Origin of the sequence: Mycobacterium tuberculosis complex sp. N0072 (assembly GCF_030323725.1) — a bacterium.
Classification (GTDB): domain Bacteria; phylum Actinomycetota; class Actinomycetes; order Mycobacteriales; family Mycobacteriaceae; genus Mycobacterium; species Mycobacterium tuberculosis.
Genome location: NZ_CP040689.1, coordinates 4,114,408 through 4,127,642, shown reverse-complemented (window position 1 = coordinate 4,127,642; position 13,235 = coordinate 4,114,408). Strand labels below are relative to the sequence as shown.

Genomic DNA, 13,235 nt, shown 5'->3' with positions numbered 1-13,235 from the left:
TCATGACCCAACCCACCGCATGGGAGTACGCCACGGTCCCGCTGTTGACGCACGCCACCAAACAGATCCTCGACCAGTGGGGAGCCGATGGCTGGGAGCTGGTGGCGGTGCTGCCCGGGCCCACCGGTGAGCAGCACGTCGCTTACCTGAAGCGCCCGAAGTAGGAGGTATCGGGGTTAATGAGCGCTAAAGCCCGATTAGGGCAACTCGGTGTCACGCTACCGCAAGTGGCGGCGCCGCTGGCGGCCTACGTTCCAGCTGTGCGCACCGGCAACCTGGTCTACACCGCGGGCCAGCTGCCGTTGGAGGCAGGCAAGCTGGTGCGGACCGGCAAGCTCGGCGCCGACGTCAACCCGGAGGAGGGCAAGACGCTCGCGCGGATCTGCGCGCTCAATGCGCTGGCAGCCGTTGATTCGCTGGTGGATCTCGACGCGGTGACCCGGGTGGTCAAAGTCGTCGGGTTTGTCGCTTCGGCACCGGGGTTTCACGGCCAGCCGAGCGTGATCAACGGGGCCTCCGATCTGCTGGCCGAGGTGTTCGGCGATAGCGGCGCGCATGCGCGTTCGGCGGTCGGCGTATCCGAGCTACCGTTGGATGCGCCGGTGGAAGTCGAGTTGATCGTGGAGGTCGGCTAGCGGCCGATGTCGAAGACAGCTGAGTCGCTGACCCATCCCGCCTACGGCCAGCTGCGCGCGGTCACCGACACCGCGTCGGTCCTGTTGGCCGACAACCCCGGTTTGCTGACGTTGGACGGCACCAACACCTGGGTGCTGCGCGGCCCGCTCAGTGACGAGCTGGTCGTTGTCGATCCAGGCCCGGACGACGACGAGCACCTGGCACGGGTTGCCGCGCTTGGCCGCATCGCGTTGGTACTGATCAGTCATCGTCATGGCGACCACACCAGCGGCATCGACAAACTGGTCGCGCTGACCGGGGCGCCGGTACGGGCCGCGGATCCGCAGTTCTTGCGACGTGATGGGGAGACGCTGACCGACGGGGAAGTGATCGACGTTGCCGGGTTAACCATTACCGTGTTGGCCACCCCTGGCCACACCGCAGATTCGCTGTCATTTGTCCTCGACGACGCCGTGTTGACCGCCGACACCGTGTTGGGTTGCGGGACCACCGTCATCGACAAGGAAGACGGCAGCCTAGCCGACTACTTGGAATCGCTGCACCGGCTGCGTGGCCTGGGCCGGCGGACCGTGCTGCCGGGGCACGGGCCGGACTTGCTCGACCTGGAAGCGATTGCATCGGGATACCTGCTGCACCGGCACGAACGTCTGGAGCAGATACGCGCCGCGTTGCGGGATCTCGGTGACGACGCCACGGTCCGCGAGGTCGTCGAACACGTCTACCTCGACGTTGACGAAAAGCTTTGGAATGCGGCCGAATGGTCGGTGCAGGCACAACTGGACTATCTGCGGACTCGGTAGCGCGAGCAGCCGCACAATCGCACAAAATCCGTCGTTTGCGTGCGACTCTGTGTCTGCTGGGCGTGAGGAAGCTAGCTCGCTCGGTTGCGCCCGCGCTGCGCGCGCTTACCTCGCTCGGCGGGCCAGTCTTTCGGAGTCAGAGATCAGCACACTCTTGCCCTCAAGGCGGATCCAGCCGCGGTGAGCGAAATCAGCCAGTGCCTTGTTCACCGTCTCGCGTGAGGCCCCGACCAGCTGGGCGATTTCTTCCTGTGTCAGGTCGTGGGTGACCCGCAATGCGCCACCTTCCTGGGTGCCGAAACGCTGGGCGAGCTGCAACAGCTGCTTGGCCACCCGACCGGGCACATCGGTGAAGATGAGGTCGGCCAGGTTGTTGTTGGTGCGGCGCAGCCGGCGGGCCAGCACCCGCAGCAGCTGTTCGGAGATTTCGGGACGATCGGCGATCCATGACCGCAGCGCGTCGCGGTCCATCGACACCGCCCGCACCTCGGTGATCGTGGTCGCGCTGGACGTGCGCGGACCCGGGTCGAAGATCGACAACTCGCCGAACATGTCCGACGGGCCCATGATGGTTAGCAGGTTTTCTCGGCCGTCTGGTGCCCGGCGACCGATCTTGACCTTCCCCGAGATGATGATGTACAGCCGATCGCCCGGCTCCCCTTCCGCGAAGACCGTGTGTCCACGGGGGAAGTCGACGGGCTGCAGCTGTTTCGTCAGTGCGGCGATTGCGCTGGGCTCCACGCCTTGGAAGATTCCTGCCCTGGCCAGGATCTCGTCCACGTTGCCTCTTCAACTTTCCGACGAAGTGATACGGGCACACTAACCGTTTGCCAACGAGAAGAGTCTAGAGGTAGGCCAACCGGTTCGCCGTGCCAACGCTACACGTGATTTGCGTGTCGAGCCGTTCTAAACTGCGGATTGGGCTGGCCATGCCGGGGTGGCTCGACGGGGCTATCGAGATCGGTGACAAACAGCGGCCCGGCATACCGTGGCCCAGCGCCAGACCCAAGCGGCGGTGAATCGGTGATTCGCCGGGCTTGACGTCGATGCAGGTAATCCAGCGCCTCCGGCATTCCATTCCGAGCGAGCGTATGCACATCCACGGCCTCGGCCTGCTCGAGAAACTCCGCGACGTCGGTCGCCGTGACCGTGTCTCGGGCCAGAAACCTTTCCAGCCGTCCCAACCCGAGGGTCGCCAGCATCAACAACCCAGGAACGCAGGCCACGAGCAACCATGACACAAGGAGAGTAAACATGGCTTCGAATCAACACGAGGTCTCAGTGAGATCACGAAATCAGTACTCTGTCGTAGGTGACAGCGGCGAAGTCATCCAGATCGAAGCCAGCGGCGCGTGCCGCCGACGTGCCCGGGCGCTGGTCTGCAGAAACCCGGCTCGCCTTGGTGCGACGGGCGCGGCGAATGAATCGCGCTTTGGCACAGGCATTTCCGCACGTATACTGCGAGCTGGACTTCACCACGCCGCTCGAGCTAGCCGTGGCAACCATACTTTCGGCGCAGAGCACCGACAAACGGGTGAATTTGACGACGCCAGCCTTGTTCGCGCGGTATCGGACGGCACGGGACTACGCCCAGGCGGATCGCACCGAGCTCGAGAGCCTCATCCGCCCCACCGGCTTCTACCGCAACAAAGCGGCCTCTCTCATCGGCCTGGGGCAGGCCCTAGTTGAGCGGTTTGGCGGTGAGGTGCCGGCCACCATGGACAAGTTGGTGACGCTGCCCGGGGTGGGGCGCAAAACCGCCAATGTCATCCTGGGTAACGCATTCGGTATCCCCGGAATCACGGTGGATACTCATTTCGGACGATTGGTGCGCCGGTGGCGCTGGACCACCGCAGAGGACCCGGTCAAGGTGGAGCAGGCGGTCGGTGAGCTGATCGAACGCAAGGAGTGGACCTTGCTCAGCCACCGAGTGATCTTTCACGGACGGCGGGTGTGCCACGCCCGCAGACCGGCGTGTGGTGTTTGTGTGCTTGCCAAAGACTGCCCCTCCTTCGGGCTTGGCCCCACTGAACCGCTGCTCGCGGCGCCCCTGGTCCAGGGCCCCGAGACCGATCACCTGCTGGCCCTGGCTGGACTGTAATGCCAAGCCTGCCAACAACCCCCGCTGAGACCGCAATGACGACGTTAACCGGAAAGACCCGCTGGACCATCGCGATCCTGGCGGTGGTGGCAGCGCTGATGGCGGCGCTGGTTGCCCAACTGCATGATTATTCCGCCTCGAGCACGATCAGCCAGCGGCCCGCCCCGCGCGAACATCGCGACGGCGATACCCCGGAAGCATTGGCTTGGTCCCGGCAGCGCGCAAACCTGCCGCCCTGTCCCGCGGCAGGTAACGGTCCGGGCGCGGCGGCACTACGCGGTGTTGTGGTGGTGTGTGCGGGCGACGGTTCGGCCGTCGACGTCGCCCGCGCGCTGGCCGGACGTCGGGTGGTCATCAATCTGTGGGCGCATTGGTGCGCGCCGTGCATGACCGAGCTGCCCGTGATGGCCGAATATCAACGACGGGTCGGGCCCGCCGTGCTGGTCGTGACGGTGCATCAGGGCCAGAACGAGGCGGCCGCGCTGTCGCGGCTGGCCGATCTCGGCGTCCGGTTGCCGACGCTGCAGGATGACCGCCGCAGGGTGGCGGCCGCGCTGCGGGTCGCAAATGTGATGCCCGCGACGGTGGTTCTGCGGCCGGACGGTAGCGTTGCCCAGACCCTGCCGCGGGCTTTCGGCAGTGCCGACGAGATCGTGGCTGCGGTCGGGAACGACGCGGGATGAGTACGGTTGCGGTGCGGGCCGCGTAGCCGGTCCGGCCTGCTCTGAGCAGGTGGGCTCCACTCGGCGGTGATGTGGGCCGGGTTAGCGGCTTGAAGAGGAGCTGGGCAACTTTGGACCCAAAGGAGGCGCCGATGAGTGCTGGGGGTACCCCCCTGCAAGCGGGAGCGACCCCCACCGGTTCACGGGGGACGGTTGCCCTGCGGCCTGATGCCGGCCCGTCCTGGCTGCGTCCACTGGTCGACAACGTTGGCCAGATACCCGACGCCTACCGGCGTCGGTTGCCCGCCGATGTGCTAGCGATGGTGACGGCCGCCGGGGCTGTGTCGGCAATGACATCGTCGCGCCGGGATCACCGCGAGGCGGCCGTTCTGGTGCTGTTTTCTGGCCCGGAGGCCGGGCCAGGCGACGGTGGTGTCCCAGACGACGCCGACCTACTGCTGACCGTGCGGGCCTCGACATTGCGCCACCATGCCGGCCAGGCGGCTTTTCCCGGCGGTGTGGTCGACCCCGCCGACGACGGGCCGGTGGCCACCGCCTTGCGTGAGGCGAACGAAGAAACCGGGATTGACCCGTCCAGGCTGCATCCGCTGGCCACCATGGAGCGGACGTTCATTGCGCCGTCGCGGTTCCATGTTGTCCCGGTGCTGGCGTACTCGCCGGATCCCGGGCCGGTGGCCGTCGTCAACGAGGCCGAAACGGCGATCGTCGCGCGGGTACCGGTGCGCGCCTTCATCAATCCGGCCAATCGGCTCATGGTGTACCGCCGCCCGCACACTCGTCGCTGGGCCGGGCCGGCGTTCCTGTTAAACCAGATGCTGGTATGGGGCTTCACTGGCCAGGTGATTTCCGCGGTGCTCGATGTCGCGGGCTGGGCACAACCCTGGGACACCGGTGACATCCGCGAGTTGGACGCGGCAATGGTGCTGATCGACGACGAGAGTGACCCGCGATGAATTCGATGACCCCGTCGCAGTGGCTGGATATCGCCGTCTTGGCGGTCGCATTTATTGCAGCCATCTCCGGCTGGCGTGCCGGTGCGCTGGGCTCAATGCTGTCGTTTGGCGGGGTGCTGCTGGGCGCGACAGCCGGCGTGCTGCTGGCGCCGCATATCGTCAGTCAAATCAGCGCTCCGCGGGCCAAACTGTTTGCCGCGCTGTTCCTGATCCTGGCACTGGTCGTAGTCGGCGAGGTCGCTGGTGTGGTGCTGGGCCGCGCCGTCCGCGGGGCGATCCGTAACCGGCCGATCCGGTTGATCGACTCGGTCATTGGGGTAGGGGTGCAGCTGGTCGTGGTGCTCACCGCGGCGTGGTTGTTGGCGATGCCGCTGACACAGTCGAAAGAGCAGCCCGAGCTGGCTGCCGCGGTGAAGGGTTCGCGGGTGCTCGCCCGGGTCAACGAGGCGGCACCCACCTGGCTGAAGACGGTGCCCAAGCGGCTGTCGGCCCTGCTGAACACCTCCGGCCTGCCCGCGGTTTTGGAGCCGTTCAGCCGCACGCCGGTCATTCCAGTGGCCTCACCCGACCCAGCGCTGGTCAACAATCCGGTGGTGGCGGCCACCGAGCCAAGTGTCGTCAAAATCCGCAGCCTGGCACCCAGATGCCAGAAAGTGTTGGAGGGCACCGGCTTCGTGATCTCACCCGATCGGGTGATGACCAACGCGCACGTGGTGGCCGGATCCAACAACGTCACGGTGTATGCCGGCGACAAGCCCTTCGAGGCCACGGTGGTGTCCTACGACCCGTCGGTCGACGTAGCGATCCTGGCCGTTCCGCACTTGCCGCCGCCGCCGCTGGTCTTCGCTGCGGAGCCGGCGAAAACCGGTGCCGACGTTGTGGTGCTGGGTTATCCCGGCGGCGGCAATTTCACTGCCACACCCGCCAGGATTCGCGAGGCCATCAGACTCAGTGGCCCCGATATTTACGGGGACCCGGAGCCGGTTACCCGCGACGTGTACACCATCAGAGCCGATGTGGAGCAAGGTGATTCGGGTGGGCCCCTGATCGACCTCAACGGTCAGGTGCTCGGTGTGGTGTTCGGCGCAGCCGTCGACGACGCCGAAACTGGGTTTGTGCTGACGGCCGGCGAGGTGGCGGGGCAGCTTGCCAAAATCGGTGCTACCCAACCGGTCGGCACCGGGGCCTGCGTCAGCTGAGCTGGTGCACCTGCTCGAGGAAACGCATCAGATGTCGGTTGACTTCCTCCGGCGCCTCTTCGTGACTGAAATGTCCTGCGCCGGCAATGGATATGTACCGCCCGTGTGGTGCGTAGCGCTGGGTGCGCTCTACCGGGTCGGCCAGCACGTAAGGGTCGGCGTCGCCTCGTAAGTGCAGCAGCGGCATCCCCAGTTGCTGTGTCATCGCCCTGATGAATCGCCGCCCTTCGCTGCGCAGCTGGCTGCGCACCGCCCAGCGCTGGTACTCGAGTGCGCAATGCGCCGCCGCCGGGATCTGGATCGCCTGTCGAAGGTGGTCGATTGCTTGCGAGAAGTCCTCGGATGCAAGCCATTTGGCGCAGCCACGGGCGCGCACGAGGCGCTCGATCTCCGCTGCGTTGTTGCGGGTCAGCAAGCGCTCCGGCCAGATCGGCAGCTGGTAACGCAGCAATGTCGGTAACAGTGCGTGCCGCTGATCACGCCGGGTCAGCGTGGATCGCCGTAGCGCGGCGGGGTGCGGTGAGCTGATCAGCGCTATGGCGCGCACCAGCCGCGAATGCAGCAGCGCGGTGGTCCAGCAGGCCAGTCCGCCATCGGCGTGGCCGACCAGCGTCGCCGATGGGTGCCCGAGCGCACGGATGAGACCGGCCGTATCGCCGGCCAGCGTCCAGCCGTCGTACCCGCGGGGCGGTTTGTCGCTGCCGCCGTAGCCGCGCAGATCGACCGCGACCACCCGCGCCCCGGTCAGGCCGCACAACTGATGACGCCAGGACCACCAGAACGAGCCGAAACCATGGAGCAGTATGACCAGCGGCCTCGCCAGGGCCGGCTGCATGGGGGGCGTAGCCGCATCCGGGCCCTCCGGCTGGCCGGACGGCACAGCCTCGACGACGTGGAATCGGATGCCGTTGGCGTGCACGTCCAGATGACGCCATGGCCCGGCGATGCGGGTCATCGACGGATCTGGTGCCGCCATCTACCAACCCGAGGGGTCAACCGGCGTCGCGCGATCAGATGTGACGGGTTTTGGTGTCACAGGGGTTTTGTCATGGCCCGGGGTAAGTGCGGTGCGCGTCTCTTTGACCGACGCAATGGTCTGCCGCGGTCCCCGGATGCGCCGGACTTTCAGGAAACCCAAGAGGGCCAACACGGCGGTGACCACGACCATTATGGCGAACACGAGCAAGAAAGCCACCCAGCGCCAGATCCAGGTATCGAGCAGTTCGGCGACGAAAAAGAAGAAAAAGAAGGTGGAGTAGAACCCGACCACCAGCGAGGAGATGAAGAAAACACTGCCGGTCAGTCCCTTCTTGACGTCCCGGGTGATCTCGGCGCGGGCCAGCTCGACCTCGGCTCGGACCAGCGTCGACATCTGCGTTGTCGCGTCTTTGATCAGGTCACCGATCGACGGCTCAGCAGGTCCGGCGTGCGGGTCGGCCAACGGAATCGTGGTCAGCGTGCTGGGCACACCGTTCTTGCGATCGATCTTGCTCACAGACGGTCCTCTCGATTCGATTGCTCGGCTCGCCCTCGCCAGCGGCGGTACCCCACCCTAGGCCGTCATCCGGCCCGCATCGTCGCCGAGCTCGGTTCGATTGCTCGGCTCCTCCTCGGGCCGTCATCCGGCCCGCATCGTCGCCGAGCGGTTCGGCTGGCATCGCGGTTCATGTTGCCATGCGGTGCGGTGCCATACGAGGCCAGCCAACACCAAGGGCGGCGGGACAGAGTTAGCCACGTCTTGACGTGTGCGGCCGTTTGAACAGAGGCCGATGTTGCGGTGCGATCGTCTAAACTGGCGGATCTGTTCTCAAGTGTCTGACGATATGACGGGAGCATTGCGTTGCAGACGGCGCACAGGCGCTTTGCCGCGGCATTCGCGGCCGTGCTTTTGGCCGTTGTGTGCCTACCTGCGAACACCGCGGCAGCCGACGACAAGCTACCGCTGGGCGGTGGTGCGGGCATCGTCGTCAACGGGGACACCATGTGCACCCTAACCACCATCGGCCATGACAAGAACGGTGACCTCATCGGCTTCACTTCCGCCCACTGTGGGGGCCCGGGCGCGCAGATCGCCGCTGAGGGTGCCGAGAACGCGGGCCCGGTAGGCATCATGGTCGCCGGCAACGACGGCCTGGACTACGCGGTGATCAAGTTCGACCCGGCCAAGGTGACCCCGGTGGCCGTCTTCAACGGGTTTGCGATCAACGGCATTGGCCCGGACCCGTCGTTCGGCCAGATCGCCTGCAAGCAGGGCCGCACCACCGGTAACTCGTGCGGGGTTACCTGGGGGCCAGGGGAGAGTCCGGGCACCCTTGTGATGCAGGTCTGCGGCGGACCGGGCGACTCCGGTGCGCCGGTGACCGTCGACAATCTGCTGGTCGGGATGATCCACGGCGCATTCAGCGACAATCTGCCGAGTTGCATCACCAAATACATCCCGCTGCACACCCCGGCGGTGGTGATGTCGATCAACGCCGACCTGGCCGACATCAACGCCAAGAACCGGCCGGGCGCGGGATTCGTCCCGGTACCGGCCTGAGTTGGCTGGGCTGACCCGGTTGATCGTGCCGCGACCTACTTGGCGGCCCGGATCGCGTCGAATACGGTGGGATCGAGCAGCGTCGACGTGTCGCCAAGCTCACGGTTTTCCGCGACGTCGCGCAGCAGTCGACGCATGATTTTGCCGCTACGAGTCTTGGGTAGTTCGGGCACTACGTGGACGTCGCGTGGCCGTGCGATGGGCGAGATCACTCGAGCCACTTCGGTGCGCAACTCTTCGGCTGTGCGGTCATGGGGGGCGTAGTTGGCGCGTAGCACGACGAACGCACAGATGGCCTGGGTCGTGGTCTCGTCGGTAACCCCGACCACCGCCGCCTCGGCCACGCCAGAGTGAGCGACCAGCGCCGATTCCACCTCGGCGGTCGAGATCCGGTGCCCGGACACGTTCATCACGTCGTCGATGCGGCCTAGTACCCAGATCGCGCCGTCGGGGTCTATGCGAGCGCCGTCCCCGGCGAAGTAGTAGCCCTTGTCGGAAAATTTGGACCAGTAAGAGTGCCAATACCGCGCGGGGTCGCCCCAGATGCCGCGCAACATCGACGGCCACGGCTGGTCTAGGACGAGGTACCCGGTAACATGCTGGGCGCCCTCGGTGTGCGGTGGCAACGGATCACCGTGATCGTCGACGATCTTGGCCGAGATCCCGGGCAGCGGCGTCATCGCTGAACCCGGTTTGGCCGCAGCGATTCCGGGCAGCGGGGAGATCATCGCGGAGCCGGTCTCGGTCTGCCACCAGGTGTCTACCAGCGGGGTGCGTCCGCCGCCGATGACATCGCGGTACCAACGCCAAGCCTCGGGGTTGATCGGTTCGCCGACCGACCCCAGCAGCCGCAGGCTGGACAGGTCGTGGCTGTCGGGGATCTCACGGCCCCACTTCATAAACATCCGGATGAGGGTGGGGGCGGTGTAATAGATTGTCACGCCGTATTTTTCGATGATCTGGAAATGCCGGTGTCGGTCGGGGGTATCCGGCGTGCCCTCGTAGAGAACCTCGGTGACTCCGTTGCACAGCGGGCCGTAGACGCCGTAGGTGTGGCCGGTGACCCAGCCGATGTCGGCGGTGCACCAGAACACGTCGCTGTCCGGCTTGACATCGAAAATGGTGCGCATCGTGTAGCAACACTGAGTGAGATAGCCGCCGCTGGTGTGCATAATGCCTTTGGGCTTGCCGGTGGTGCCTGACGTGTACAGCAGGAACAGCGGGTGCTCGGAATCGAAAGGCTCCGGGGTGTGTGCCGGTGAAGCTGAGCCGACGACATGGTGCCACCACAGGTCGCGGCCCTCGCTCCAGGCCATCTCAATTCCCGTGCGCCGCACCACCAGAACGTGCTCGACCGAGCAGTCGGGGATCGCTGCAAGGGCCTCGTCAGCGGCCGCCTTGAGGGGCGATGGCTTGCCGCGCCGAAACTGCCCGTCCGCGGTGATCAGCAGCTTGGCTTGGGCGTCGACGATCCGGGCCTGCAAGGCCGCAGCGGTGAACCCGCCGAAAACAACGCTATGCATGATGCCTAGCCGGGCACAGGCCAGCATGGCGATCACGGCCTCAGGGATCAACGGCAGGTAGATGGCGACGCGGTCACCGGCCACCAGACCGAGGTCGGTGAGCGCGTTCGCGGCTTTGGATACCTCGGCAAGCAGATCGGAATAGGTCAGCGTGCGCCGGTCGCCGACCGGCTCGCCTTCCCAGTGGATGGCGACCCGATCTCCATGGCCGGCCTCGACGTGACGATCCACACAGTTGTAGGCGACGTTGAGCTCGCCGCCCACGAACCACTTGGCGAACGGCGCCCCCGACCAGTCCAACACCTCGGTGAACGGCGTCGTCCAGGACAGTCGGTTGGCCTGCTTGGCCCAAAAAGCCAGCCGGTCTTCCTCGGCCTCGCGGTAAAGCTCGGCGCGGGCGTTCGCGTGCTCGGCGAAGTGCGCTGGCGGCGGGTATGACGAGGAGACTTCGGGGGTGGACTCACTCACGGATGTGAGCCTAACCGCGCGACGATACAGCCGGCATGGCAGAGGTTGAGCTGGGCAAAGTCGTCACAGTGCAATCGCTGACCAGGATGCAGTCATAGCCAAGAAAGCCGGTGTCTTGCAGGCTACACATCACACGTTGGTCGGCCTTGCAGCGTGCGGCTGGCATTGTGCCGAGTCGTGCTGACGGTTACGGTGGCCGGCAACGGAGATCGGCTGGCGTGAGCGACATGTGCGATGTGGCGTCGTTCGTTGGCACCGGTTAGCTTTATCGGCGCGGCGGATCGCGTTGGGGCACCGCTGGGCCACGACGGCGGCAATCCAAGCGGCAGCATCGGCTAAGACATGAGTGATCTACGCTCACACCCGGGTGCAGCCCACACCAGTGAGTCAACCTCCTGGTCACGGTGTCGCGCGGGCTGCCTTCCTCGCCACAGCGCCGACACCACCGGTCCTCCTCGAGGATGCCGCACGCCAACAGCGCCCGGTCGGGCGAGGTCTTCCCTTGGGAAGCGCAGTCGCGGTGGGTAGCCAACACCGGATCGCGAACGACGGTGTGAGCGTTCCCAAAACATCGTCCCACCGGTTCGCCGGCACTCTGGGTGGCGTGGTAGCTAACGGTCACCGGCGAGTGTGTCGGCTGCGCTGGCCAGGCCGCACTTCACCGGCTGGGGAGCCGGACTGCACAAGAAGGCTTTAGGGTCGCTGTCATGGTGCGTCGGATGCGGGCGGCCCTGGCAGCCCTTGCCACCGGATTGCTGGTGCTTGCGCCAGTGGCCGGTTGTGGCGGCGGTGTCCTGAGCCCTGACGTGGTGCTGGTCAACGGCGGGGAACCGCCCAACCCGCTGATCCCGACCGGCACCAACGACAGCAACGGTGGGCGCATCATCGATCGGTTGTTCGCCGGCCTGATGTCCTATGACGCCGTTGGCAAGCCGTCGCTGGAGGTCGCGCAGTCAATCGAGAGCGCCGATAACGTCAACTACCGGATCACTGTCAAACCCGGCTGGAAGTTCACCGACGGCTCGCCGGTGACGGCCCACTCGTTCGTCGACGCGTGGAACTACGGAGCCCTGAGCACCAATGCCCAACTGCAGCAGCACTTTTTCAGCCCGATCGAAGGGTTCGATGACGTGGCCGGCGCGCCAGGGGATAAGAGCCGGACCACCATGTCCGGGTTGCGCGTGGTCAACGACCTGGAGTTCACCGTGCGGCTTAAGGCGCCGACCATCGACTTCACGTTGCGCCTTGGCCACAGCTCGTTTTATCCGCTGCCGGACTCCGCATTTCGGGACATGGCCGCGTTCGGCCGCAACCCGATCGGCAACGGCCCGTACAAACTCGCCGACGGCCCAGCCGGGCCGGCCTGGGAACACAACGTCAGAATCGACCTGGTGCCCAACCCCGACTACCACGGCAACCGCAAGCCCCGTAACAAAGGTTTGCGATTCGAGTTCTACGCCAATCTGGACACCGCCTATGCCGACTTGCTGTCCGGCAATCTCGATGTCCTGGACACGATTCCGCCGAGCGCGTTGACGGTCTACCAGCGCGACCTGGGCGACCACGCTACCAGCGGGCCCGCAGCGATCAATCAGACCCTCGACACTCCGTTGCGGCTGCCGCATTTCGGTGGCGAGAAGGGGCGGCTGCGCCGGTTGGCGCTGTCGGCCGCCATCAACCGGCCGCAAATCTGCCAGCAGATCTTCGCCGGAACCCGCAGTCCGGCCCGCGATTTCACCGCCCGGTCGTTGCCGGGCTTCGATCCCAACCTGCCGGGCAACGAGGTGCTGGACTACGACCCGCAGCGGGCTCGGCGGCTCTGGGCGCAGGCCGATGCGATCTCACCGTGGAGCGGCCGGTACGCGATCGCCTATAACGCTGACGCTGGCCATCGGGATTGGGTGGACGCGGTGGCCAACAGCATCAAGAACGTGTTGGGCATCGATGCGGTGGCCGCGCCGCAGCCCACCTTCGCCGGATTTCGCACCCAGATCACCAACCGCGCCATCGACAGTGCATTTCGCGCTGGATGGCAGGGCGACTACCCGTCGATGATCGAGTTTCTCGCTCCGCTGTTCACCGCCGGCGCCGGATCCAACGACGTCGGCTACATCAACCCGGAATTCGACGCGGCGCTGGCCGCCGCCGAAGCCGCCCCCACGTTAACCGAATCCCACGAGCTGGTCAACGACGCGCAGCGAATCCTGTTTCACGACATGCCAGTTGTGCCGCTCTGGGATTACATCAGTGTCGTCGGATGGTCGTCGCAAGTCAGCAACGTCACCGTCACCTGGAATGGTCTGCCCGACTACGAGAACATCGTCAAGGCCTGA

Annotated in this window: 14 protein-coding genes; 9 read left to right on the top strand and 5 right to left on the bottom strand. The window is 65.7% G+C overall.

Going from position 1 to position 13,235, the window contains the following annotated elements; all coding sequences use genetic code 11:
• Positions 1-2: 2 nt before the first annotated feature.
• Genes sp36 through FF952_RS19345 form a run of 3 tightly spaced genes read left to right on the top strand, consistent with a single transcriptional unit; the run spans position 3 to position 1,436 of the window.
• Entirely contained in the window at positions 3-164 is a 162-nt protein-coding gene (gene sp36 / locus FF952_RS19355; protein ID WP_003419736.1) for a Sp36 family protein, read from the top strand.
• 15 nt (positions 165-179) lie between these two features.
• The gene (locus tag FF952_RS19350) at positions 180-635 is read left to right on the top strand and encodes a RidA family protein (protein ID WP_003419733.1); all 456 of its coding nucleotides are present in this window, start codon (positions 180-182) and stop codon (positions 633-635) included.
• 6 nt (positions 636-641) lie between these two features.
• Positions 642-1,436 (top strand): MBL fold metallo-hydrolase, encoded by a 795-nt coding sequence (locus FF952_RS19345; RefSeq protein WP_003419731.1) that lies wholly within the window; start codon positions 642-644, stop codon positions 1,434-1,436.
• Between the two features lie 105 nt (positions 1,437-1,541).
• Here the strand turns inward: FF952_RS19345 and crp are convergent, their stop codons facing one another.
• On the bottom strand, positions 1,542-2,216 hold the full coding sequence (gene crp, locus FF952_RS19340) for a cAMP-activated global transcriptional regulator CRP (protein WP_003419728.1): 675 nt from the start codon (positions 2,214-2,216) through the stop codon (positions 1,542-1,544).
• 98 nt (positions 2,217-2,314) lie between these two features.
• Positions 2,315-2,692 carry a hypothetical protein gene (locus FF952_RS19335; RefSeq protein ID WP_003899635.1) on the bottom strand — a complete coding sequence of 126 codons (378 nt, stop codon included), beginning with the start codon at positions 2,690-2,692 and terminating at the stop codon, positions 2,315-2,317.
• 107 nt (positions 2,693-2,799) lie between these two features.
• On the opposite strand from FF952_RS19335, the gene nth reads away from it, so the two are divergent.
• The 4 genes from nth (at position 2,800) to marP (ending at position 6,372) form a co-directional block, all read left to right on the top strand.
• Positions 2,800-3,537: an endonuclease III gene (gene nth / locus FF952_RS19330; RefSeq protein ID WP_003419724.1), complete on the top strand. Its 738-nt coding sequence runs from the start codon at positions 2,800-2,802 to the stop codon at positions 3,535-3,537.
• Between the two features lie 35 nt (positions 3,538-3,572).
• Entirely contained in the window at positions 3,573-4,220 is a 648-nt protein-coding gene (locus FF952_RS19325) for a TlpA family protein disulfide reductase (RefSeq protein WP_003912310.1), read from the top strand.
• Between the two features lie 131 nt (positions 4,221-4,351).
• Positions 4,352-5,173: an NUDIX hydrolase gene (locus FF952_RS19320; protein WP_003419718.1), complete on the top strand. Its 822-nt coding sequence runs from the start codon at positions 4,352-4,354 to the stop codon at positions 5,171-5,173.
• A 5-nt stretch (positions 5,174-5,178) separates the two neighbouring features.
• The gene (gene marP / locus FF952_RS19315; RefSeq protein ID WP_003419714.1) at positions 5,179-6,372 is read left to right on the top strand and encodes an acid resistance serine protease MarP; all 1,194 of its coding nucleotides are present in this window, start codon (positions 5,179-5,181) and stop codon (positions 6,370-6,372) included.
• Here marP and FF952_RS19310 read toward each other — a convergent pair.
• A complete protein-coding gene (locus tag FF952_RS19310; RefSeq protein ID WP_003419712.1) occupies positions 6,365-7,348 on the bottom strand; it encodes an alpha/beta fold hydrolase in 984 nt (327 codons plus the stop codon). The genes marP and FF952_RS19310 overlap by 8 nt on opposite strands.
• Positions 7,349-7,867 carry a phage holin family protein gene (locus FF952_RS19305; RefSeq protein WP_003419710.1) on the bottom strand — a complete coding sequence of 173 codons (519 nt, stop codon included), beginning with the start codon at positions 7,865-7,867 and terminating at the stop codon, positions 7,349-7,351.
• 345 nt (positions 7,868-8,212) lie between these two features.
• Here FF952_RS19305 and FF952_RS19300 point away from each other — a divergent pair, with 345 nt between their 5' ends.
• The gene (locus tag FF952_RS19300; RefSeq protein ID WP_003419708.1) at positions 8,213-8,911 is read left to right on the top strand and encodes a protease; all 699 of its coding nucleotides are present in this window, start codon (positions 8,213-8,215) and stop codon (positions 8,909-8,911) included.
• A 35-nt stretch (positions 8,912-8,946) separates the two neighbouring features.
• Here the strand turns inward: FF952_RS19300 and acs are convergent, their stop codons facing one another.
• The gene (gene acs / locus FF952_RS19295) at positions 8,947-10,902 is read right to left on the bottom strand and encodes an acetate--CoA ligase (protein WP_003899631.1); all 1,956 of its coding nucleotides are present in this window, start codon (positions 10,900-10,902) and stop codon (positions 8,947-8,949) included.
• A 707-nt stretch (positions 10,903-11,609) separates the two neighbouring features.
• On the opposite strand from acs, the gene FF952_RS19285 reads away from it, so the two are divergent.
• Positions 11,610-13,235, top strand: coding sequence for a peptide ABC transporter substrate-binding protein (locus FF952_RS19285; RefSeq protein ID WP_003902686.1), 1,626 nt, complete (start codon positions 11,610-11,612; stop codon positions 13,233-13,235).

Coding starts and splice junctions, on each gene's coding strand:
- FF952_RS19325 (WP_003912310.1), top strand. CDS start 3,573: ATGACGACGTTAACCGGAAAGACCCGCTGGACCATCGCGATCCTGGCG.
- sp36 (WP_003419736.1), top strand. CDS start 3: ATGACCCAACCCACCGCATGGGAGTACGCCACGGTCCCGCTGTTGACG.
- FF952_RS19350 (WP_003419733.1), top strand. CDS start 180: ATGAGCGCTAAAGCCCGATTAGGGCAACTCGGTGTCACGCTACCGCAA.
- FF952_RS19335 (WP_003899635.1), bottom strand. CDS start 2,692: ATGTTTACTCTCCTTGTGTCATGGTTGCTCGTGGCCTGCGTTCCTGGG.
- FF952_RS19285 (WP_003902686.1), top strand. CDS start 11,610: ATGGTGCGTCGGATGCGGGCGGCCCTGGCAGCCCTTGCCACCGGATTG.
- FF952_RS19310 (WP_003419712.1), bottom strand. CDS start 7,348: ATGGCGGCACCAGATCCGTCGATGACCCGCATCGCCGGGCCATGGCGT.
- FF952_RS19320 (WP_003419718.1), top strand. CDS start 4,352: ATGAGTGCTGGGGGTACCCCCCTGCAAGCGGGAGCGACCCCCACCGGT.
- FF952_RS19345 (WP_003419731.1), top strand. CDS start 642: ATGTCGAAGACAGCTGAGTCGCTGACCCATCCCGCCTACGGCCAGCTG.
- marP (WP_003419714.1), top strand. CDS start 5,179: ATGACCCCGTCGCAGTGGCTGGATATCGCCGTCTTGGCGGTCGCATTT.